The 22036-nt window shown below is 64.1% G+C and carries 16 protein-coding genes and 1 pseudogene; 6 read left to right on the forward strand and 11 right to left on the reverse strand.

The annotated features are described in order from the left end of the window. Window positions 1-132 precede the first annotated feature (132 nt). Both V2L18_RS14975 and V2L18_RS14980 read left to right on the forward strand, forming a co-directional pair. Window positions 133-720 (forward strand): F0F1 ATP synthase subunit B, encoded by a 588-nt coding sequence (locus V2L18_RS14975; RefSeq protein ID WP_336179064.1) that lies wholly within the window; start codon window positions 133-135, stop codon window positions 718-720. Window positions 721-733: 13 nt separating this feature from the next. Further along, window positions 734-1213 carry a F0F1 ATP synthase subunit B gene (locus V2L18_RS14980; RefSeq protein ID WP_336179065.1) on the forward strand — a complete coding sequence of 160 codons (480 nt, stop codon included), beginning with the start codon at window positions 734-736 and terminating at the stop codon, window positions 1211-1213. A gap of 173 nt (window positions 1214-1386) precedes the next feature. Here the strand turns inward: V2L18_RS14980 and V2L18_RS14985 are convergent, their stop codons facing one another. After that, a complete protein-coding gene (locus V2L18_RS14985) occupies window positions 1387-2055 on the reverse strand; it encodes a ribonuclease HII (RefSeq protein ID WP_336179066.1) in 669 nt (222 codons plus the stop codon). Between the two features lie 128 nt (window positions 2056-2183). Then, window positions 2184-3317: a PA0069 family radical SAM protein gene (locus tag V2L18_RS14990; protein ID WP_336179067.1), complete on the reverse strand. Its 1134-nt coding sequence runs from the start codon at window positions 3315-3317 to the stop codon at window positions 2184-2186. A 117-nt stretch (window positions 3318-3434) separates the two neighbouring features. On the opposite strand from V2L18_RS14990, the gene V2L18_RS14995 reads away from it, so the two are divergent. Further along, window positions 3435-4136, forward strand: coding sequence for a glycosyltransferase (locus V2L18_RS14995; protein WP_336179068.1), 702 nt, complete (start codon window positions 3435-3437; stop codon window positions 4134-4136). Between the two features lie 155 nt (window positions 4137-4291). On the opposite strand, the pseudogene V2L18_RS15000 reads toward V2L18_RS14995, so the two are convergent. The 4 genes and pseudogenes from V2L18_RS15000 to V2L18_RS15015 all read right to left on the reverse strand — a co-directional run. Continuing rightward, a pseudogene (locus V2L18_RS15000) lies at window positions 4292-4399 on the reverse strand (BA14K family protein); the annotation flags it as partial. 809 nt (window positions 4400-5208) lie between these two features. Further along, entirely contained in the window at window positions 5209-6210 is a 1002-nt protein-coding gene (locus tag V2L18_RS15005; protein WP_336179069.1) for an MBL fold metallo-hydrolase, read from the reverse strand. A 134-nt stretch (window positions 6211-6344) separates the two neighbouring features. Continuing rightward, the gene (adhP, locus tag V2L18_RS15010) at window positions 6345-7367 is read right to left on the reverse strand and encodes an alcohol dehydrogenase AdhP (protein WP_336179070.1); all 1023 of its coding nucleotides are present in this window, start codon (window positions 7365-7367) and stop codon (window positions 6345-6347) included. Between the two features lie 265 nt (window positions 7368-7632). Then, complete coding sequence (locus V2L18_RS15015) at window positions 7633-8580, reverse strand: uracil-DNA glycosylase family protein (RefSeq protein ID WP_336179071.1); 948 nt, start codon at window positions 8578-8580, stop codon at window positions 7633-7635. 218 nt (window positions 8581-8798) lie between these two features. Between V2L18_RS15015 and V2L18_RS15020 the strand changes: the two genes are divergently transcribed. Next, window positions 8799-10478, forward strand: coding sequence for an electron transfer flavoprotein-ubiquinone oxidoreductase (locus tag V2L18_RS15020; protein ID WP_336179072.1), 1680 nt, complete (start codon window positions 8799-8801; stop codon window positions 10476-10478). Between the two features lie 530 nt (window positions 10479-11008). Here V2L18_RS15020 and V2L18_RS15025 read toward each other — a convergent pair. The 3 genes from V2L18_RS15025 to glyS all read right to left on the reverse strand — a co-directional run bounded on the left by V2L18_RS15025 (window position 11009) and on the right by glyS (window position 16427). Continuing rightward, a complete protein-coding gene (locus tag V2L18_RS15025; protein ID WP_336179073.1) occupies window positions 11009-13321 on the reverse strand; it encodes an NADP-dependent malic enzyme in 2313 nt (770 codons plus the stop codon). A 128-nt stretch (window positions 13322-13449) separates the two neighbouring features. Then, window positions 13450-14109, reverse strand: a complete 660-nt coding sequence (locus tag V2L18_RS15030; RefSeq protein ID WP_336179074.1) for a ceramidase domain-containing protein — start codon at window positions 14107-14109, stop codon at window positions 13450-13452. A 239-nt stretch (window positions 14110-14348) separates the two neighbouring features. Further along, window positions 14349-16427, reverse strand: coding sequence for a glycine--tRNA ligase subunit beta (glyS, locus tag V2L18_RS15035; protein WP_336179075.1), 2079 nt, complete (start codon window positions 16425-16427; stop codon window positions 14349-14351). Window positions 16428-16745: 318 nt separating this feature from the next. Between glyS and V2L18_RS15040 the strand changes: the two genes are divergently transcribed. Continuing rightward, window positions 16746-18323 carry an EAL domain-containing protein gene (locus V2L18_RS15040; protein WP_336179076.1) on the forward strand — a complete coding sequence of 526 codons (1578 nt, stop codon included), beginning with the start codon at window positions 16746-16748 and terminating at the stop codon, window positions 18321-18323. Between the two features lie 88 nt (window positions 18324-18411). Here the strand turns inward: V2L18_RS15040 and V2L18_RS15045 are convergent, their stop codons facing one another. After that, complete coding sequence (locus V2L18_RS15045; protein ID WP_336179140.1) at window positions 18412-20361, reverse strand: DUF2207 domain-containing protein; 1950 nt, start codon at window positions 20359-20361, stop codon at window positions 18412-18414. Window positions 20362-20415: 54 nt separating this feature from the next. Then, complete coding sequence (locus V2L18_RS15050) at window positions 20416-20982, reverse strand: LemA family protein (RefSeq protein WP_336179077.1); 567 nt, start codon at window positions 20980-20982, stop codon at window positions 20416-20418. A gap of 387 nt (window positions 20983-21369) precedes the next feature. Between V2L18_RS15050 and V2L18_RS15055 the strand changes: the two genes are divergently transcribed. Beyond that, the gene (locus tag V2L18_RS15055) at window positions 21370-22005 is read left to right on the forward strand and encodes a YrbL family protein (RefSeq protein ID WP_336179078.1); all 636 of its coding nucleotides are present in this window, start codon (window positions 21370-21372) and stop codon (window positions 22003-22005) included. Window positions 22006-22036 lie beyond the last annotated feature (31 nt).

The raw sequence follows: 22036 nt of genomic DNA on the forward strand, positions 1-22036 counted from the left end.
CGCGACGGCGTCCGCGTCCGAAGGGGCTGCGGACATGTGCAGTGCTCCGGTACGGCGGCGCGTGATCCGGGCATCCCTCCCGATGGGGTGGCCCACGCGCCGGCGTAGCGACGGTGGCATCTGGAGGTGCCTTTGGCTCAGGCTCAAGAGACCCATACGAACGAGACGGCAGCCGAACACGGAGCCGTGACGGCTCACACCGAGGTGCCGCACGACGGTGGACACGGGCAGGCCCTGTTTCCGCCCTTCAACGGCGAGACGTTCCCTTCCCAGCTGCTGTGGCTGGCCATCACCTTCGGCGTTCTCTACTACATGATGTCGAAGATGGTGCTGCCGCGCATCGGTGGCATCCTGGAAGATCGTCGGGACCGTATCGCGAACGACATTGCGGAAGCCGGCAGGCTGAAGCAGGAAACCGAAGTCGCGATCGCATCCTACGAGCAGGCGCTTGCCGAAGCCCGTCAGAAGGCGAGCGGTATCGCCCAGGCGACGCGCGACAAGCTTGCGGCTGAGACTGAAGCCAAGCGTGCGGCGGTCGAGAAGGACCTGAACGCGAAGCTGGAGGATGCCGAAAAGCGCATCGCCGGCATCAAGGAAGCCGCGTTGGCCGATGTTGGCGAGATCGCCGGCGAGGCGACGAACGCTCTGGTCGAGACGTTGCTCGGCAAGGCACCCACGAAGACCGAGACGTCGAAGGCCGTTTCGGCCTCGATGAGCTGAGGACACGCCAACCATGGATGCAACATTCTGGGCTCTGGTCGGCCTGATCATCTTCACCGGCATCATCGTTTGGGTGAAAGTGCCTGGCAAGCTGGCGTCCGCCCTAGATGCGCGTGCCGACGGCATCCGCAAGGAACTGGACGAGGCGCGCCGCCTGCGCGAGGAGGCCCAGTCTCTGCTTGCGGAATACCAGCGCAAGCATCGCGAGGCCGAGGAAGAGGCCGAAGCGATCATCGCGGAAGCGAAGCGCGAGGCGGAATTGCTGACCGGGCAGACCGAGGCGGCGCTGAACGATCTGATCGCGCGCCGCACGAAGCTTGCCGAAACCAAGATCGCGATGGCTGAAACCCAGGCTCTGGCCGAAGTCAAGGCACGGGCGACAGATGTCGCGATCACGGCGGCCGAGGCGATCCTTCGCGACAAGGTTTCGGGTAAAGTCGCTGACAAGCTGATGGCCGACAGCATCAAGGAAGTGGGCAGCCGTATCAACTGACCGTGCACCATAGGCAGGGCGTGACGCCGGGGGGGTATCCCTGCCGAGCGCTCAGGGGAATGCCTCTGACTGCTTCTGAAAGGCCGCTGTCCATTGGATGGCGGCTTTTTTATATGTCCCGTCGTCGATTGCCATCGTTGATGGAAGGCATCGGTGCGCCCCTGCGATCCCTATCAGGTCGCGCGCTGTTCCAGCCGCAGCCTTATGGGCGCGAAGGAGCGGCGATGATACGCACACGGTCCCAGGCGGGCCAACGCGTCCTGATGCTGCGCCGTACCGTATCCCTTGTGGGCGGCAAAGCCGTAGTCCGGCAGTTCCTCGGACAGGCGCACCATCAACCGGTCGCGCGTGACCTTGGCGACGATCGAGGCGGCGGCGATCGACAGGGAGGCCGCATCGCCTCCTATCAGGGCCTCACCGTGGCAGGGCAACGCCGGGGGAACGTCCCGCCCGTCGATAAGTGCAGCCGCCGGGCGCTCCGACAGGGCGCAAAGGGCGCCGCGCATCGCCCACAGGGTTGCGGCGCGGATGTTCATCGCATCGATCCGTGCCGCCGATGCCATTACGATCCCGACATCCGCCTGGGAAAGAATGGTTGCGTAGAGCGCTTCCCGGCGCGCTTCGCTCAGCTTCTTTGAATCGTTGAGCCCCTCGGGAACCGCCTTGGGGTCGAGGATGACCGCGGCGACGACCACGGGCCCCGCCCACGGGCCCCGTCCAGCTTCGTCGATGCCTGCAACGAGACCGCCGAATGCGCGCGCCAGCCGCTTCTCGTGCTTGAGCGTCGGCAGCGACGTTTTTGTGGGAGGCGATCTTCGGGCGGGGGCAAGAGAGCGGGTCATGCGCGAACCATAGGATAACCGGTCCTTCGGCGAAATCGGCCGGAACGGGAAAATCCCCTGTATTCGACACCCGTGATCGTTCCATGGTTTGGAGGAAGCGGATCGCAGGTCTTTTCGCCGTGGCCTGCTCAGAAGAGGCTCAGTTGCTCTGCACTCTTGAACGGCGGGACAAAGAGATCGGTTCGAAGCCGTTTGCGGCGTTGATTGAACCCCAGCCGCTTCGCGGCAAGTTCGAAGCGGCGGCCGAGCTGCCACGCATAGGGGCCTTCTCCGCGCATGCGCTTGCCCCACTCCGCATCGTAGTCCTTGCCGCCCCGCATCGTCTGCAGCACGGACATCACGCGCCGATAGCGGTCGGGATAGTTGCGCAGCAGCCAGTCGCGAAAGAGCGGGCTCACCTCGTGCGGCAGCCGCACGAGAATATATCCCGCTTCCCGCGCGCCTTGCGCATGACAGGCATCGAGGATGCGTTCGATCTCCTGGTCGTTTAGCGCGGGAATGATCGGTGCGACCATGACGGATGTCGGAATGCCGGCCTGCGACAGGGCCGCAATCGCCTCGAGCCGGCGCGCAGGCGTCGCCGCCCTCGGTTCCATCGCACGCGCCAGCTTGCGATCGAGCGTCGTCACCGAAAGGGCCACCTTGGCAAGGCCGTCTCTCGCCATCTCCGACAGGATGTCGATATCGCGCATCACCAGAGCGGACTTGGTGACGATGCCGACCGGGTGGCGTGCGTCGCGCAGCACCTCCAGCACCTCGCGCATGATTCGCATCTGCCGCTCGATCGGCTGGTAGGGGTCTGTGTTCGTGCCGATGGCGATGGTCTTCACCTTGTAGCCGGGCGCGGAAATCTCGCGCGCAAGCAGTTCGGCCGCGTTCGGTTTGGCGAAAAGCCTGGTTTCGAAGTCGAGCCCGGGCGACATGCCCATATAGGCATGGGTCGGTCGCGCAAAGCAGTAGATGCAGCCGTGTTCGCACCCCCGGTAGGGGTTGATGGACCGGTCGAAGGCGATATCGGGCGAGTCGTTGCGGGTGATGATCCGCCGTGCCGCCTCCACCTGAACCTCGGTCTTCAGCGCCGGCAGATCCTCCAGGCTGCCCCAGCCGTCGTCGGCTGCCTCGCGCGCCTCCGTCTCGAACCGTCCAGCCATGTTGAGCGCTGCCGCGCGGCCTCGCCGGCGCTCGGCATCGATGTGCGCGCTCTCGCTTGCCTCTTCGAGAGGCGGCTGTGGGGCAAGGCCCGGTTCTGTCGGATGTGGCACATTTCGGTTCATAGAAAAATGATAGGTCACCAAAAGGAACAAATCAAGAACATTAGCGGCGGCATATGCGTCAAGGTATCTCGCAAATGCGAGAGAAAGGATGCTATGAAAGATGTTATGTTTGCTGTCGTCATCCCCACCCTCAACAACGAAGCGACGCTCGTTGAAACGCTGGCCGCTCTGGTCCCGGCGTCCGCGGAAGGAATCGTGCGCGAGGTCGTCGTCGCGGATGCCGGCTCATGCGACATGACGGAAACGATCGCCGAGGCTGCGGGCTGCCGTTGGATCGCCGCGGAGGGCCCGCGCGGGGCGCGCCTGCAAGCCGGCGCCGGTGCTGTGCGCCGGGGAGAGTGGCTGCTGTTTCTCGAACCGGACACGGTGCTTGATCCGGGCTGGTATCGGGAGGTCTCGAAATTTGTCGAACGGGTGGAGCGTACCGGTCGGGGCGACAGACAGGCGGCCTGTTTTCGTGCTGCCAACGACGAACTCGGCATCAAGGCACGAGTGGCGGAGGGGATCTCGTGGCTGCGCTGCCGCATACTGGGCGTCGGCCATGCCCGGCAGGGACTGCTGCTGTCGCGCCGCTTCTATGCGCGGCTGGGCGGACATGATCCTGCCTCTCCGCTGGCCGAGGCCGAACTCATGCGCCGCATCGGTCGGCGACACCTCAGCCATCTGCCCATTCGTGCGGTGCGACGCTCGGGTCCGCAGGCCGAGACGAGCAGTGGCGGTTTCCGGCACGCGGTCGGTGTGATGCTGTTTTTCCTGCGGCTGCCCGGCGCGCTCGTCGGACGGTTCGTCGATCCTTCGTCGCGCTGAACGGCGAACACGGCCGGGATGCGCTGAAAGCCCGATAGAAAACGGCCGGAAGGAAGATCCATCCGGCCATCTCTGTCTTGGTTTCGGTGTGCTGTGCGACTTCAAATGCCAGCGACTACCCTTCAAACTTCTGCTTCCACCCGGGGCGCGCCGTCCTAGCGCCAGTAGGGGCTCCTGCAGCGATGGTAGCGCCCGTCATAGCCCAGGAACCTGTCGGTGCGGGGGTTGTAGGAACGATAGCGCCTCATGCACCAGTCGACATGAGCCCGGCGTCCGCGATAATAGGCCGGCGGCGGCGGCGGACGGCGATATCCCCACCGCGGCGGCGGCGGACGATGGCGCCAGCGCGGCGGCGGCGGTCCCCACTGTGCGAGCTGGATTGTGCCTTCTTCCTGAGCGGCGGCCGGGGCGCCGAGCAGGGCGGCATTCGTCACGCCGGCTTTGCCACTCGCTGAGGGCGTTATCGGGTTCTGGGTTGACGCGCCTGCGGGCGCGACGGCGACAACGGCAGCCAGTATGGCCACCGGAGCGAGCAAACGTCGCAATACTCCCAATCTCATCGTTTTTCTCCCGTTACAATGTGGGCTGCGAAGGGCGGATACCGTCCTGTCGCTGTTCTGCCGGGCCAGAAGCCTTTTGCCGGAGCACACGGTCTGCATGCGCCTTCAAAAGGCCGGCAGGCCGGATCTCCAGGCAACCGATATCGCACACGAACGGCACGATTCCGCGGAAAGGGCGAGGTTTGCAACGCAACGCTGATGCCCTGCCGCCCTGAAACCCGGCTTGCCGGCGGCCTTGAGCGGACCTTCAGTTTGGCCGCTTCGGGTCCGTCGGACTGTAATTGGGATCACAATACGCGCACATAATGGAAGCATTAAGAAATATCTTACCGCCGCAATGCGTGCGGGGGGCACGCCAAGATGACGCAGGGGATATTGCGTCTTTTCGCGTGCGGCTCCCGCCATCGTCTTGGGACGTGCGGGGAACGCCCGGCGCAATTGTGTCGGGACGGTGTTGGTTCCCTCGCGCCGGGGGCTGTTCCCTTCAAACCTTCCTGGACTGGGCGCGCGTCCTAAAGATAGAGCTCGTAGGCGGCCTGCACCCATCGGTAGCCGTCGCCACGCTTTTCCAGATAGCCGACGGCCGGGAAGGGCATGTGATAGCCGGTAACGGGAATGCGGTCCGCCGCCGCCATGTCGAAGAGCCGTTTGCGGGTCTGCCCGGCCTGTTCCTTGTCCATGTCGAAACGCACATGCCAGTCGGGCCTTTGGACCGAAACGACGAAGTGGTTGGCCGTGTCGGCCCAGACCAGCAGCCGCCGACCTTCGCTTTCCAGATGATACGCCATGTGCCCCGGCGTATGGCCATGAGCCTCGACGGCCGTGACGCCGGAAGCCACGTCGTCTCCGGGCTTGAGAAATGTCGTCTTCGCGGCATGGGGCATCACATGGCTGCGCACCAGCCGGGCCGCTCCCTCGGTCGGCCCGGAAAGCCGGTCGTCGGCGCTCCAGAAATCGTATTCGCGTGCGCCCGTCACATACCGCGCATTCGCAAAGAGCGGCGCGTCGCCTTCCATGAGCCCGCCGATATGGTCGGGATGCATGTGGGTGATGACGACCGTGTCCACCTGCTCGGGTGCATAGCCGGCCGCTCGCAGCGCACTGGCGAAATTTCCCGCCGCCGGCCGGCGGCCGGCTCCGTTTCCGGTATCGAAAACGATCAGTTCGCTTCCCGTGTTCACGATGACGGGCGTGAACCCGATCTCCATGCGCGTGGGCGGCAGGTGGTTCTCCACCGCCAGCGCCTCGACCGCATCGGCCGGCTGGTCCTGACCGAAGATCGGATGCGGCCCCTCGAGCGCGACGCCGCCGTCGAAGACGGTGGTGATCTCGAAGGCGCCGAGCTTGAAGCGGTTGAAGGCCGGCCGTCCGGTGCCGAGCATCGGGGCGGCGGCGTGGGCCGGCCGGGTGGCTGCGCGAAGGACGAACGGCGCGGCAAGGGCGGTGCCGCCCGCCTGAAGGCCAAGTTGCAGTAGCGAGCGGCGGGAAAGGCGAGAAATTCGGGAAATGGTCATGACTAATCCTCCCTGAACGGAAAGGGAGAGCCTACCCGCTCCGCAGGTTCCGGGATATTTCGCCGCCATCAACTCCCTCCAACATTCTCGTGATGGAGGCAGCGCACGCCCTTTTGCGCTTCCGGGCCCGGCGGTCAGATCCGCATCACGATCCGACCGTCAATGGCTTCCTGCTCCATGCGATGGAAGATGTCGTTGATCGCTTCCAGCGGTTCCCAGGAGAAATGCGTCGCGACCTTACCCTCGCCGGCAAATTGCAGGCATTCGGCCAGGTCCTGGCGCGTGCCGACGATGGAGCCGCGCACGGTGATCCGGTTCAGCACCGTCTCGAAGATCGGCAGCGGAAAATCGCCCGGCGGCAGGCCGTTGAGAACCATGGTCCCGCGTCGTCGCAGCATGCCGATCGCCTGCGAGAAGGCCTTGGGGGAAACGGCCGTCACCAGCGCGCCATGCACGCCGCCGACTTCGCGCTTCAGGACCTCGCCCGGGCTTTCTTCCGCCGCATTGATGGCGATGTCGGCGCCGAGTTTGGTGGCAAGCTCCAGTTTCTGCGGGTGGACATCCACCGCCGCACAATGCATGCCCATCGCCTTGGCGTATTGCACCGCCAGATGGCCGAGCCCGCCGATGCCGGATATCGCCACCCATTCGCCGGGCTTCACTTCCGTTTCCTTCAGCCCCTTGTAGACGGTCACGCCCGCACACAGGATCGGCGCGGCGGGGCCGAAATCGAGCTTGTCGGGTAGATGCCCGACATAGTCGGGATCGGCCACGACGTATTCGGCAAAGCCGCCATTGACCGAATAGCCCGTGTTCTGCTGCTCGTGGCACAGTGTTTCCCAGCCGGTGCGGCAATGCGGGCAGTGGCCGCATGCCGTGTGCAGCCACGGCACGCCGATGCGGTCGCCTTCGCGGATCCCCTTGACGTTCCTGCCCACCGCCGCGACGAAACCGACGCCCTCGTGTCCGGGAATGAACGGCGGTTGCGGCTTGACCGGCCAGTCTCCGCGCGCGGCATGCAGATCGGTATGGCAGACACCGCTCGCCTCGACCTTCATCAGGATCTGGTCCGGTCCGATTTCCGGCACCGGCATCTCCTCGATGGAAAGGGGCATGTCAAAGGCCGTGACGACCGCGGCTTTCATCGTTCGGGGCATCAAATCTCTCCTCCGGTCTGGCTTTTGAAAATGGGAGGGGAGGACAGGGATGCCTCCGGCATCCCTTTCGGCAGCCATACAATCGGCTTGCCCCTCCAACTAAAATATGACGTTAGGTGATTTTATCAATTTCCGGCGCTGCGTCAAGTGTGCGTTCGTTGAAGCGGGTTCACGCCGGTTCGCTGGTCTGCGGAAAACGGTGCCACAGGCTGCACGTAACCGGGACAGCGTGTGGGGAACCCGCCCAGCGGTCCTCGCCGATCGTCTAGCCGCGCCCGTCGAGCGCAGCCTTGATCTTCAGGAAATCGCGCCAGGCAAGCCGCTTCTGGATCGGCGTTCTCAGAAGATACGCCGGGTGCAGAGTGGCCATCGCCTTGATCGGCCGCGTGCCCGTGTCGTAGTCGAGCCATCTGCCGCGAAGCCGCAGGATGCCGTCGCTCGTTCCCGCCAGCAGTTTCGCCGAGGCGCCGCCGAGGAAGACAAGCACGTCCGGGTCGACCAGCTCGATCTGGCGGCGGATGAACGGCTTGCAAATCTCCGCTTCCTGCGGGGTCGGCGTTCGGTTTCCCGGTGGACGCCACGGAACGACATTGGCGATGTAGACCTCGTCCCGCTCCAGCCCGATCGCCGCGAGCATCCGGTCGAGCAGCTTGCCGGAACGGCCCACGAACGGCAGTCCTTGCGCATCCTCCTCGCGCCCCGGCGCCTCGCCGACGAACATCAGCCGGGCTTGCGGGTTGCCATCGGCGAAGACGAGATTCTTGGCGGTAAGGCGCAGGTTGCAGCCCTCGAAGGCGGCAAGGTTCTCGCGCAGGGCATCGAGCGTTGCGGCTTGCGCCGCCCTTTCCCGCGCGGCCATGACGGCCTCGTCACCGGGAATGGTCGCTCCGCCGGGCGGCGTGGCCGACGGAGCCGGCTTGCTTGCTTGCCCTGGCGCCGGTCGTGGCTGGGGCGCTGCTTGTGCCTGTCTGGCGGGGATCTGTCTGCCGGGGATCTGTCCATCCGGGGGCTGCGTGCCGGATCGGTTCGGTGCGGCAAAGGGGCGTTCGCCGGGGGTGGCAGGCGAAGGCGCGCGGGACTTCGCGGCCGCAGCAGCACGCGCAGTCTCCGCGAAACGGTCGACCGGCTCGTCGGCCAGCGCACAATCCACACCTGCTGCGACATAAAAGTCGAGCAGGGCTTCCAGATCTGCGGGATTGAGGCTGAAGGTCATTCCTTTTTCATGACGCACGGCGGGGCATATGGCAAGGCTGTCGCTGCGGCAGGGCGATCCTGTTGTAAACTCGCCCGCGAAACGGCTTTGCCGGCACGGAAAACAAAGGCCTCGTTAGGTCAGCCGAGTGCATTGCAGCACCAACGCGGCTCATTTAAACAGAGGCGGAAAGACGAACAGAGGAAGTCCGGCAGCGACCGGATCGGAGGTTGACAGACATGAGCGATGGCGAAGCTCTGCCCGAGCGCGAGAGCATGGAATTCGACGTGGTGATCGTGGGGGCCGGCCCTGCGGGCCTGTCCGCGGCGATCCGTCTCAAACAGCTTTCGATGGAAGCGGGCGAGGAGCTGTCGGTCGTCGTTCTGGAAAAGGGTTCGGAGGTCGGTGCCCACATCCTGTCCGGAGCCGTGATCGATCCGGTTGCGCTCGACCGGCTGATCCCGGACTGGCGCGAGGATGACACGGCACCGTTGAAGACCCCCGTCACCGAGGACAAGTTCATGGTGCTGGGGCCGGCCGGCGCGATGCGCCTGCCGAACTTCATGATGCCGCCGCTGATGAACAATCACGGTGCCTACATCGTATCGCTCGGAAACGTCTGCCGCTGGCTTGCCGGCAAGGCGGAAGAACTGGGCGTGGAAATCTATCCCGGCTTTGCAGCCTCCGAGGTGCTCTATGACGACGAGGGCCGGGTCATCGGCGTGGCGACGGGCGATATGGGCGTCACGCGTTCCGGCGAGCAGGGCCCGAACTACACGCGCGGCATGGCGCTTCTGGGCAAGTACGTCTTCATCGGCGAAGGCGTGCGCGGCTCGCTCGCCAAAGAGCTTATCGCCAGATATGAACTCGACAAGGGCCGCGATCCGGCGAAGTTCGGCATCGGCCTGAAGGAGCTGTGGCAGGTCGCGCCCGAAAAGCACCAGCAGGGCCTCGTCCAGCACAGCTTCGGCTGGCCGCTCGATTCCCGCACCGGCGGCGGCTCCTTCCTCTATCATCTGGAAGACAACCAGGTAGCGGTCGGCTTCGTCCTCCACCTCAACTACGAAAACCCGTATCTCTCGCCGTTTGACGAGTTCCAGCGCTTCAAGACGCATCCGGCGATCCGCGACGTCTTCGAAGGTGGCAAACGCATCGCCTACGGCGCGCGCGCGATCGCCGAGGGCGGCTGGCAGTCCGTGCCGAAGGTCTGCTTCCCCGGCGGCGTGCTTCTGGGCTGCGCGGCGGGCTTCCTGAACGTGCCGCGTATCAAGGGCACGCACAATGCGATGCTGTCGGGCATGCTGGCGGCGGAAAAGACGTTCGAGGCGCTGAAAGAGGGCCGTGCGAACGACGAGCTCACCGCGTTCGAGAACGAGTGGCGCGACGGTGCTATCGGCAAGGATCTGAAGAAGGTCCGCAACGTCAAGCCGCTGTGGTCGAAGTTCGGCACCTGGATCGGCATCGCTCTCGGCGGGCTCGACATGTGGACCAACACGCTCTTCGGCTTCTCGTTCTTCGGCACGATGAGCCACGGCAAGCCGGACTACACGACGCTGAAGCCGGCGGCCGAATGCAAGCCGATCGACTATCCCAAGCCCGATGGCGTGGTGAGCTTCGACAAGCTGTCGTCGGTTTTCCTGTCCAGCACCAATCACGAGGAGGATCAGCCGATCCACCTGAAGGTGAAGGACATGGAACTGCAGAAGAAGTCCGAGCACGACGTCTATGCCGGCCCGTCCAATCGCTATTGCCCGGCCGGCGTCTACGAGTGGATCGAGGAAGGGGCCGATGCCCCGCGTTTCCAGATCAACGCGCAGAACTGCGTCCACTGCAAGACGTGCGATATCAAGGATCCGAACCAGAACATCACCTGGACGGTGCCGGAAGGCGGCGGCGGACCGAACTATCCGAACATGTAGGTCCGACGTTCGGGTGCAACTGGGCGTGCCCGAGCGGGCACGTCTGGTCATTTCGAGCGGGTTGAACCGGGTCGCGGGATTTGTGCTGTGGCCCACCCTTCGAGACGGCGTTTCAGGCCTCCTCAGAGCTCGGCCCGAAAACGGTAGTCGGTTCTTCGCCTCGCATCCTATACGCCTTCATATGTTTCCATCATCATCACCCGGCGAAGTCCGGGTGATCCTGCGCGCGCCCCCGAATGCTGCGGCTGACGATGGATTGCCCGGACGAAGCCGGGCAATGACGGCGGAGGGTATGGGGGAATAGCCGAAAGCGCATGGCCCGATACCGTTTCCGGGCCGTGCTCTGAGGATCAGGTTGAGTATGTTGTTGGTTATACTGAAATAACAGCACGACAACGTCATCCTGAAGCGGTCGCAAAGCGACCGTCTCGAACGATGGGCGAATTGCTGCCGGTTGACCGTGAAATGTTCCGGGCTTGAACCTCCGTGAGAGGTTGCGGCCCTTCCTATCTCTTATATGCGCCTGCTCCCTATTGCGCGGCCGCCAGGGTGCCGTTTTCGACCGCCTGCGCTTCCACGGCCGCAAATGCGGACATGTTGACCACGCCGCGAGATGTTACCGACGGCGTGAGGATGTGTGCGGGCTTTGCGCCGCCCAGCAGGATGGGGCCGACATGCAGCGCGTCGGTCATGACCTTCAGCAGGTTGAGCGCGATGTTGGCGGCTTCCAGCGAGGGGAATACCAGCAGGTTCGCGGCCCCTTCGAGTTTCGAATCCGACACCACCCGTGCACGAAGCTCCTCCGAAAGCGCGGCATCGCCGTGCATCTCGCCGTCGACCGCGAGATCCGGCGCCACCTTCCACAGAAGCTCCGCCGCGGCGCGCATCTTCTTGGAGCCTTCGCAATTGCGCGAACCGAAATTCGAACTCGACAGCAGCGCGACCTTTGGCGTGATGCCGAAACGGGCGATCTGGCCGGCGGCGAGCAGGGTCATTTCCGCCACTTCCTCCGCCGTCGGATCGTCGGTGACATAGGTGTCGGTGAGGAAATAGGCCCCCATGGAGTTGATCAGCAGCGACATGGTGGACAGCGCACGCACGCCTTGCGCCCGGCCGATGACCTGCTCGATCATCATCCGGTGCCGATCGAAACGGCCGTCGAGCCCGCAGATGAGCGCATCGGCATCGCCCCGGCGCACAGCGAGCGCGCCGATCGCCGTGGTGTTGCCCCGCACCAGCCGCCGGGCGCCTTCCGGCGTCACGCCCTTGCGCCCCACGCAGGTCAGGAGCTCGTCCACGTAGTCGCGGTAGCGCGGATCGTCTTCCGGGTTGATGAAGTCGAAATCCTCACCGGGACGGACATGCAGCCCGAACCGCTCGCAGCGCGTGGCAAGCACGCCGGGCCGGCCGATCAGGATCGGCTTTGCCGTCCCGTCCTCGATCATTACCTGGGCGGCGCGCAGGACGCGCTCGTCCTCGCCGTCGGCATAGATGACGCGCTTGCCGGTGTTCTTCGCGGCGGCGAAGACCGGCTTCATGATCAGCCCGGAGCGGAAGACGAACCGGTTGAGCTGGTCGAGATAGGCCTCGAAATCCTCGATCGGCCGACGCGCCACGCCGCTCTCCATCGCCGCCTTCGCCACGGCGGGCGCGATGCGCAGGATGAGCCGCTGGTCGAAGGGGGAGGGGATCAGGTAGGTCGGCCCAAAGATCGGCGTGTTGCCGCCATAGGCCTGGGCCGCTGCCTCGGAGGGCTCTTCCTTGGCAAGCTCGGCGATCGCCTGTGCGGCGGCGAGCTTCATCTCCTCGTTGATCGTCGTCGCGCCGACGTCGAGCGCGCCGCGGAAGATGTGCGGGAAGCACAGGACGTTGTTAACCTGATTGGGATAGTCGGAGCGCCCCGTGCACATCATGGCATCGTCGCGCACCTCGGCCACCTGTTCCGGCATGATTTCCGGGGTGGGGTTGGCGAGCGCCAGAATGAGCGGCCTTTCCGCCATCCGCGCTACCATCTCGGCCTTGAGCACGCCGCCTGCGGAAACGCCGAGGAAGATGTCCGCGCCCTCGATGACCTCGGAGAGCGTCCGCTTGTCGGTCTTGCGCGCGAACTTGTCCTTCCACTCGTCCATGAGCTCGGTGCGGCCCTCATAGACGACGCCGGCCAGATCGGTAACCCAGATGTTGTCGAGGCTCGCGCCGAGCGACACCAGCAGGTTGAGGCAGGCAAGCGCGGCCGCACCGGCGCCGGAAGCGACGATCTTGACCTTGGAAATGTCCTTGCCGGCGAGTTTCATCGCGTTCTGCACGGCTGCCGCCACGATGATCGCCGTGCCGTGCTGATCGTCGTGGAAGACCGGGATGTTCATCTTCTCGCGCAGCCGCGCTTCCACCTGGAAGCACTCCGGCGCCTTGATGTCTTCAAGGTTGATGCCGCCGAAGGTCGGCTCCAGCGCGGAAATGATGTCGACCATGCGGTCGACATCCCGGGCCTCGATCTCGATGTCGAAGACATCGATGCCGGCGAATTTCTTGAACAGAACCGCCTTGCCTTCCATCACCGGCTTGGAGGCGAGGGGGCCAATGGCGCCGAGGCCCAGAACGGCGGTGCCGTTGGAGACGACGGCGACCAGGTTGCCGCGGCTGGTGTAGTCGGCCGCCAGATCGGGATTGTCGGCGATCGCGCGGCACGGAGCGGCCACGCCTGGCGAATAGGCAAGCGCGAGATCGCGCTGGTTGCCGAGCGGCTTTGTGGCCTGGATCTCGAGTTTCCCGGAACGCGGATAGCGATGATAGAACAGAGCGGCTTCTTCGAGCTCGCTGATCTGCGTGGGGGTCTGATCCATGGGGTGCCTGCTTCTTCGTGCGGAAAATTTGCCGCACCTTAGAACATGCTGGCCTGCGATGGAATCGAGGGCACCACGCAAAGATTGAAAACGAAGCACTTTTTAACCGTCATGCGCAGCTTGGCGGCTCAATACTCCTGCCTCTTGGGCTGGCGGGCATGAACGATGAGGCGAAGCAGCATGTAGATGACGACCGCATTGAGGACGTGCCACATGAAATGCGTGCCGATGGGAAACCAGCCGCAGACCGGTCCGTCCATCGTGCGCAATACCAGCGAAAGCGTGAACATCAGCGCGGTCATGATCATGCCCTCACCGATCCGGCGGTTGCGCGGCAGGGCGACAATTCCGACGCCGTAAAGCGCAACGAGAGCCGGCACGTAGCCTGCCGAGGTGCCGAGCACGTTTCGAAGACCGAAGCTGATCGCAATGGAAAACACGAGGAAGCCGGCCGTGAGCCATATCGCCGCCAGCAGGGACTGCTTCAGGAAGCGCATGAGTGCGATGAAGAAGCTGGCGTAGATCAACAGGCCGATCGGCAGCACGTCGAAGATCGCCGTCGTCGCAGAGGGCATGGTGTGGAAAAGGAAGGAACCGATCGCCGTGCACACAGTGAGCCCGATGAGGAGCAGCGCCGGAAAGTCACGCGGTGCTCCGCGCGGCAACAGCCACCACACGCCGACTGCGGTTGCAAGAAAGGCGATATTGGAGACCGCGTTGGCCGGCTCGGCCCAGAACGAGCCATCTATGCGCTCGCAATATTCGCTGATTGCCAGCTCTGGACTCATGCCGCCTCATCCCGTCCGGACCTCCCCGCATGCGAGGGCCTCATCGGCACATTGGCATGAAGGCCAGGTGCCCATTACGATTTCACGTCGCCACTTTGCGCATTTCGCAACGAGACTGACAAGGTTTCCGGAAGGCACCTTTGTCGCACCGCGAGCCTGTCCCAGGCGTATTCGGCGCCCGCGGCCGCGCGGGCGCCGTCTCCATGCGCAAGGGAGCTGAGGGCCGCAGCCCTCAGCTCTCAGCCTTCGATCCTGGAGAAGTCCGCCACGGTCATCGTGGCCTCGCGGATCTCGTTCAGCAGCTTCAGGCGGTTCTCGCGCACGGTCATGTCATCTGCGTTGACGAGGATGTCCTCGAAGAACCGGTCCACCGGCGCGCGCAGCTTGGCAAGCGCGGTCATGGCGGCGGCGAAATCCTCGCGCCGGACCGCCTGCTCGGCCTCCGCGCGAGCCGCATCCACGGCGGCGGCGAGATCGATTTCCGCCTGTTCCACCAGATGGTCGGCGTGCGGCTTGCCGGAGTAAGTCTTGTTGAACTTCTTTTCCTCGATCCGGAGGATGTTCGTCGCCCGCTTGGTGCCGGCGAGAAGCGATGCCCCGTCTTCCGTCTCCAGGAAGTGACCGAGCGCCTCCACCCGCTTGACGATCATCAGGAGGTCGTCCTGGCCTTCCAGCGAGAAGACGGCGTCGATCAGATCGTGGCGGGCCCCATCCTCGCGAAGATGCACCTTGAGCCGGTCGGCGAAGAAGGAGAGGAGGTCGCCGGCTTCCGCGAAATCGGGCCGCGCCTTGGCGAAGACCTTGAGCAGCGGCAGCCGCAGCCCGTTTGTCAGCACGATGCGGATGACGCCGAGTGCCGCACGGCGCAGCGCGTAGGGGTCCTTGGAGCCCGTGGGCTTCTCGTCGATGGCCCAGAAGCCGGTGAGCAGATCCTGCTTGTCGGCGAGCGCCACTGCAATGGCAACGGGATCGCTCGGCACCTCGTCGGAGGGGCCTTGCGGCTTGTAGTGCTGCTCGATGGCGTTGGCGACGGCCGGATCCTCGCCCTGGCGGGTGGCGTAATAGCGCCCCATCAGGCCCTGCACTTCCGGGAATTCGTAGACCATGTGGCTGACGAGATCGGCCTTGGCGAGATGTGCGGCGCGGCGCGCCTTGTCCGCATCCGCGCCCACCACCGGTGCGATCGCCGCGCTCAATGCTTCCAGACGCGTCACGCGTTCCGCCTGCGTGCCGAGCTTTTCGTGGAAGACGATGCTTGAGAGCTTCGCGACATTGTCCTGAAGCTTGGTCTTCAGGTCGGTATCCCAGAAGAATTTCGCATCCGAAAGTCGGGCGCGAATGACCTTCTCGTTGCCCGCGATGATCGTCTTGCCGCCGTCGGTCGCCTCCAGGTTGGAGACGAGCACGAACCGGTTGGTCAGCCGCCCGGTCGCCGGATCCTTCATCACGAAACACTTCTGGTTGGCGCGGATCGTGGCGCGGATGACCTCGTCGGGCACTTCCAGGAATGCCTCGTCGAACGAGCCGACCAGCACGACCGGCCATTCCACGAGCCCTGCGATCTCTTCCAGAAGTCCCTCGTCCTCAACGAGCTCAAGCCCCAGCGCAAGCGCCCGGTCCCGGGCATCGTGGGCGATGATGTCCTTGCGACGGTCGGCATCGAGCACGACCTTGGCCTTTTCCAGCTTCGGCATGTAATCGTCGAAGCGGCGCACCTCGAAGGTGTCCGGTGCCAGGAAGCGATGTCCCCTGGTCGTGTTGCCGCTGGCAACGCCTTCGATATCGACGGCGATCACCTCAGGCTCTTCGGTTTCGGGGCCGAAGGTGCACAGGATCGAATGCAGCGGCCGCACCCAGCGCAAGGAGCCCGCCTCGCGCGAGGCCGCGCCCCAGCGCATCGACTTCGGCCAGGGGAACTTGCGCACGGTGTCGGCGACGATTTCCGAGATCACTTCGGTGGCCTCTCGGCCGGGCTTCTCGATGACCGCGACGTAGAAATCGCCCTTCTTCGGATCGGAGACGATCTTCGCCTCCTCGATGGATGAAAGCCCGGCGCCGCGCAGGAAGCCCTCCAGTGCCTTTTCCGGTGCGCCGACGCGCGGACCCTTGCGTTCCTCGCGCGTTTCCGGCGAACGAGCGGGCAGGCCCGCGACCTGCAGGGCAAGCCGGCGCGGCGTTGAGAAGGCCTTTGCACCTTCGTAGACCAGACCCGCATCAACCAGAGCGTTTGTGACCATGGACTTCAGGTCTTCCGCAGCGCGACGTTGCATGCGCGCCGGGATTTCCTCGCAGAACAGTTCGAGGAGGAGATCGGACATCGGGTTCGCTTTCGGGGCATGAAGAATGAGAATTCCGGGACAGTCGGTTAGCAAGTTGCGCCGGTCTTGTCACGTCCCCTCGCAATAGATCGCCGCATGTCGCGTCGTGTCAGCCGATCTGCCGCAGCCGGAGCGGCGACGCGACCGGAGAAGACGAGACCGGAAGGGCGTGCGGAAGATCGTATCGGCGGCCTTGTTGTGATTATCGGTGGGAAGTGGGTGAGTAATGATACGTATATATTTGAATGTACTTATGTAAATGCCGTTCGGATATGAAAGAAGGGAGGTGAAGATGCCTGAAAGCTGAATGGAAGGCCCATGTCACGAATTAAGCATGCCTTCTACGCTATCCGATATGGGTCGCGTGCGAAGCGGGACGCGGTGGTGATATGTGCCATCAGTCTGCCGCTTTTGCTTCTGGCGGCCTATGTGGATCTGTTCGAACTGTTGTTTTCTTATACCCGAAGGCATGAAGCATGGCAGCTCGACGAGATCCTGTCCGCCGGTTTCGTCGTCGGCCTGGCGGCGGTGATCTATGCGGCCCGACGGGTTGCGGACCTCAGGACCGAGGTTCGCCTGCGCCGTGCGGCGGAGAGCGCGGTCGTCCGGCTTACCCTGCATGACACGCTGACGGGACTTCCCAATCGCTACAAGTACGAACGGCTGTTCGCGGCATGTATTCGCGAAAACCCGACCAGTCCGCGTGCGATCCTGGTTCTCAATGTCGATGCGTTCAACCATGTCAATGACACCTACGGTCATGCCGTGGGAGACAATCTCCTTCTCGCTCTGGCCAGCCGGCTGACGACGGCGATCGGGAGCGAGGGGATCGTCGCGCGGATCGGGGCGGATGAGTTCGCCCTGCTGACCCGGCCCCTGCGGCGCGACATCGACGTATCCCGGCTCGTCCAGCACCTCATCCTGGCGATGGAGGATCCCTACCGGGTGCTCGGCAACGAGATCATGATCTCGGTTGGCATCGGCGTCGCACGGTATCCGCAGGACGGGCGCACCGCGCCTCTGCTGTTGCGTCGGGCCGATGTCGCCGGCCGCCATGCGAAAAACAACGGACGTTCCCGCTATGCGCTGTTTGACGAGGAGATGGAGCGCGCCCTGTCCGATTTTGCGCGGATGGAGAGCGCCTTGCGGATGGCGATCGCGGAAGACCGCATCGTGCCCTTCTTCCAGCCTATACTGGACCTGAATACCGGCAAGACCGTTGCCTTCGAGTGTCTTGCGCGCTGGTATGATCCGCAGCTTGGGTGGGTGCGGCCGGACAGGTTCATACAGACTGCCGAGGAAACCGGTCAGATCGGGCTGCTGAGCGAGCGCCTGTTGCGCAAGGCCGGCACCGCTGCGCTCGGCTGGCCGAAGGAGATCGGCCTGTCCTTCAACATCTCCGGCTTGCAGCTGCGCGAGCGCACGCTCGGTCTCGACGTCCTCTCCGTGCTGGGGGAGGTGGGGCTGAGCCCGTCGCGGCTGGAGCTGGAAATCACCGAGACGGCGCTTGTGCGCGATGTCCCGCTGGCGCGCGAGAGCCTCGACATCCTTGCCAGCACCGGCATCAAGATCGCGCTCGACGACTTCGGGACCGGGCATTCCAGCCTGCGCTACGTCTGCGATTTCCCGATCCACAAGCTCAAGATCGATCAGTCCTTCGTCCGCACCATGTGCAAGCGCCGGGAAAGCGAGCAGATCATCTCCGCAGTTCTAGGCCTCGCGCATGGCATGGGCATCACGGCCACCGCCGAGGGCATCGAGGACGAGAGCCAGATGCTCGCGTTGAAACGGCTGGGGTGCGATTTCGGTCAGGGTTACCTGTTCGGACGGCCAATGTCGGCCGATGCCGTTTCGGAGTTCCTGTCGCATGAGGTCAAGGAGCGCCTGAGCGCCTGAGACCGGTTGTTTCTTTCTAGGCTAACCGACTGCTGCGAGGCGGGCGGCTGTTGCACGCTACCGCGGCCGAACGTCGGACGGCGCCGGGTTACCAGCCGCCGCCTCCTCCTCCGCCGCCGCCTCCGCCGACACCACCCCCGCCGCCGCCGCTCGAAAACCCGGACGACGACGATTTGGGTGTCGGCAGCGATGTCGTGAAAGAGTTCGACATCGCGTCGACGGTCGCGGACATGGCGTTGCCGAAATCCTGTGGCGCGAAGCGGCGGCCATGATACCAGGCCGGCACATACGCCGCCGTCATTCCGCTCTCCTTGGCTGCGGTGGCTGTCTCGAGCCAGTTCTGGAACGCCTCCGACCAGGGCTTCTCCACCTCCAGTGCGACCGCATACGGCAAGAGCGTTTCGAAGCGCGTCGGCGACATCTCCGGTGCGCCGTTCATGTTCAGGCGATCCCGCTCGGCGACTGACAGGTAGAGCTTGAGCCCTTCCAGCCGGTCCATCAGCAGCCGGCCGTGAGCGGTGGGGGCGCCCATCAGGTAATAGAACAGGATGTTCACCCAAAGCAGCGCAACGATCGTCACGACCACCAACGGCGCGCCGCCTGTGGTCAAGGCGATGCTGAGGACCTGCAGGCCGATTGCACCCATGAAGATGACGATCATCGAGCCGAAAAGAATGAAGTGAACCGCTCCGGAGAGCGATCTGGTGCGGATCACGTCGAGGCCGACCCGGACGATGATGATGGTGAAGAACGTCACGAAGATCGTCACGACCCCGAGCAAGAAGATATCCTGCTCGCCGAGGTCGCCGAAAAGAACGAGTGCGACGAGCGCGGACAGGCTGAGCCCCAGGCCCGGCAGCCAGTGTGCTGTGTTGCTCTTGAAAAAGCGGCTGCGGTTCTCGCTGGTGATGGCTCCACGGAATTTCGAGCCCAGGGATGCAACCGACGATCCGTTCTTCTTGGAAAGCTGAAGCGGCTCGCCGCCGAGCGCGGTCAGGACGGCTGCTTCTCCGGGGGGAAGTGCTGCGATGCCGTCGCTCTTGCGTGTCGGCCGCAGGGTGATCCGCGAGCGCAGGTCGTCAAGCTCCAGATAGCCCTTGACCGCCAGATCGATGCACGCGGCCGACAGCGCACGCCAGCCGGCACCCGAAAAGCCGCGATTGAGGATATAGTCGGCCAGCGCCGGCGAAACGCCTTCCGGCGCCTCGAAGAGCGGGATGATCGTGCCCTTGGGCGGATCGCGCCCGACCCGCAGCCACGCCCATACGAAATAGGCGAGGACGACGGCGAGGCCGCCGAAGGCGACGATCTCGCTGTGGTGATCGAGAAGGAGGTAGGCCGCTTCCTGGGCCACGGTCGGCTGGGCGATCGTTCCCTTCGGCATCGCGACCGCGATCGAGAAACCTTCGCCCATCTGAAGTGCGCGCGTTGTGGAGAAGACGATGGCGCCGCCGTTCCTTTTCGCCTCGGCCGTCCAGTCGGTGCCCGTTGCGCCGAAGCGGCCGGTGAACGCCTGCCACTTCGTGGCCGTCACGCCCTCCGGCAGCACGACGCGTGCGCTCGCATGCTCGATCGGAAACCTCCATTCCTGGCCCGTGACGTTCCAGTAGAGCTCGTCGTGATTGTCGAAAAACCGGATCTGGCGCGTCGTTTCGTAGGTGATCTGGAAGGTGTGGCTGCGATGCGCGAGAATGGCATTGGGATCGCCGATATAGATGCGCACGCCGTCGCTGCTCCAGTTCTCCTTGTAGGGCTCTTGCGCGCCGTCGCGCCGGACCGAAAGCAGCTTGAACCCGACCTTGTGCCGCTGTCCGTCCGCGTCCTCGAAAACGAGCGGGAAGTCGCGATAGATGCCGCGCTTGATGTCGCGGCCCTCCGCATCGGCGACGATGGTTTCGGTAACCTCTAACGTGCCGTCGCGCGCGATGCGGATCGTGCTGTCATAGGAGGTGATGCGCTCTTCGGCCCGCAAGGGGGCGGCAGACGCTGCAAGAAAAGTCGTCAGGACGATCAGCAGCGCGGCGACAAGGCCGGGCAGCGCGGCGGGGCGTCGGGATAGGGGCATTCCGGCAAGGGCCTTCGATTGGTTCGCTCAGCCTGCGTCGAAGCTGACTTTCGGGGTGGCGCGTTGCGAGGCGTCCTCGATCTCGAAATAGTCCTCCTTGGAGAAGCCGAACTGGCCTGCCACCAGGTTGGAGGGGAAGGATTCCACCATTACGTTCAGGTCGCGCACCGCGCCGTTGTAATAGCGTCGCGCCATCTGGAGTTCGTGCTCGACCTTGTCCAGTGCGCCCTGCAATTCGAGGAAGTTGTTTGACGCCTTCAGGTCCGGATAACTCTCCGCCACCGCCATGAGCCTCCCGAGCGCCGCGCCGAGCAGCCCTTCGGCCTGAGCCCGCGCCGCCACGTCGCCGGACGGCACGTTGCCGGCCTGCGCGCGCATGTGGGTGACCGCGGCGAGCGTGTCGCGCTCGTGAGTCATGTAGCCCTTCACCGTCTCCACCAGGTTGGGGATCAGGTCGAACCGGCGTTTCAGCTGCACATCGATGCCGCTCCATCCCTCGCGCACCATCTGTCGCTGCCGAACGAGGCGGTTGTAGAGGGACACGATGTAGAGAGCGATCGCCGCGATCACGGCGACGACGATCCATGTGGTCATAACGGGTCTCCAAACGGGCTGGGCCACGCGCCTTTGCGGGCATCACAAGGGGCGGATATCGCCCGCATTCGCAACGCAGAAGCTTCGCATCGGTTCGAAGCTAGTCAGTCGGACGAGCGTTGTCATGTGATCTGGATAACACCTCGGCGCATTTGAACCGCGATCTGAACCGCTGTCCCGGCGTGCCTCCGCAAGTCTTGCGGGAAGCCTCATGCCTTGCGGCAGCCGCCGGGCTTCTGGCCGTGCGGCTGTCCGCCGAACCCCACAATCCCACCCCACGGACTGTGACATTTCGCCGCACCAACGCAACGATGATTGCGATGTTTGTCATCTTTTTGTCATTTTAAATGACATTTTGGTGACATCGAAAACAGAAAACAGAACAATATGATAGTGTTATCGGGGCGGGCACCGCTTTCATCGGGCGATTTCCGGCACTGCTACCTTCATCCTGACGATGCCACCAAGTGCGTCAAGGTCCTCAAGCGTCGTAAGGACACGCGCCATCACGGCCGCATCGAGCGTTTCTTTAGACGTGGTGCAGTGGACTCCAACCGCCGCGAATACGACCACTATTGCGATCTCGCCGGCGCGGGCGTTCCGCTGGAGCGCTACTTTCCGAAGATGCACGGCCCGGTGGAAACGGATCTGGGCAGCGGCCTGTGCTTCGATCTCGTGCGCGGCAGCGAAGGCGATGGGCCTGTCAGCCTGCTCACGATCATGAAGGGCGAGGGACCGGCTGCGCTGGAGGCGGAATTCGTTCTGCGTGAGGTCACCGAATTTGCGCGCTTCTGCCAGCGCTATGCGATCCTGGCGTCATGCGACGAGCCTGGCAATATCGGCTTCGTGCGCAATGGCGACGGTTTTCGCCTTGTCGCCTATGACCTGAAGTTCCGTCAGAACAAGGAATTCATTCCGGTCTCCACGCTGTTCTCCAGCGTGCGGCGACGCAAGGTGCAGCGCCGTTTCGAGCGTCTGTGCGGGCCGCTGACCGAAAGCCTTGCAAGGCTCAACCAGGCCTGAAGCCGCTCAAGGCCCAGTCCCTGCTTTGCGT

The sequence above is a fragment of the Breoghania sp. JC706 genome (assembly GCF_037026715.1).
Taxonomy (GTDB): domain Bacteria; phylum Pseudomonadota; class Alphaproteobacteria; order Rhizobiales; family Stappiaceae; genus Breoghania.

Excerpts from the sequence above, each read along its gene's own strand:
- V2L18_RS14980 (WP_336179065.1), top strand. The coding sequence starts at position 734 with ATGGATGCAACATTCTGGGCTCTGGTCGGCCTGATCATCTTCACCGGC.
- V2L18_RS14985 (WP_336179066.1), bottom strand. The coding sequence starts at position 2,055 with ATGACCCGCTCTCTTGCCCCCGCCCGAAGATCGCCTCCCACAAAAACG.
- V2L18_RS14995 (WP_336179068.1), top strand. The coding sequence starts at position 3,435 with ATGTTTGCTGTCGTCATCCCCACCCTCAACAACGAAGCGACGCTCGTT.
- V2L18_RS15005 (WP_336179069.1), bottom strand. The coding sequence starts at position 6,210 with ATGACCATTTCCCGAATTTCTCGCCTTTCCCGCCGCTCGCTACTGCAA.
- adhP (WP_336179070.1), bottom strand. The coding sequence starts at position 7,367 with ATGCCCCGAACGATGAAAGCCGCGGTCGTCACGGCCTTTGACATGCCC.
- V2L18_RS15015 (WP_336179071.1), bottom strand. The coding sequence starts at position 8,580 with ATGACCTTCAGCCTCAATCCCGCAGATCTGGAAGCCCTGCTCGACTTT.
- V2L18_RS15020 (WP_336179072.1), top strand. The coding sequence starts at position 8,799 with ATGAGCGATGGCGAAGCTCTGCCCGAGCGCGAGAGCATGGAATTCGAC.
- V2L18_RS15025 (WP_336179073.1), bottom strand. The coding sequence starts at position 13,321 with ATGGATCAGACCCCCACGCAGATCAGCGAGCTCGAAGAAGCCGCTCTG.
- V2L18_RS15030 (WP_336179074.1), bottom strand. The coding sequence starts at position 14,109 with ATGAGTCCAGAGCTGGCAATCAGCGAATATTGCGAGCGCATAGATGGC.
- glyS (WP_336179075.1), bottom strand. The coding sequence starts at position 16,427 with ATGTCCGATCTCCTCCTCGAACTGTTCTGCGAGGAAATCCCGGCGCGC.
- V2L18_RS15040 (WP_336179076.1), top strand. The coding sequence starts at position 16,746 with ATGTCACGAATTAAGCATGCCTTCTACGCTATCCGATATGGGTCGCGT.
- V2L18_RS15050 (WP_336179077.1), bottom strand. The coding sequence starts at position 20,982 with ATGACCACATGGATCGTCGTCGCCGTGATCGCGGCGATCGCTCTCTAC.
- V2L18_RS15055 (WP_336179078.1), top strand. The coding sequence starts at position 21,370 with ATGATAGTGTTATCGGGGCGGGCACCGCTTTCATCGGGCGATTTCCGG.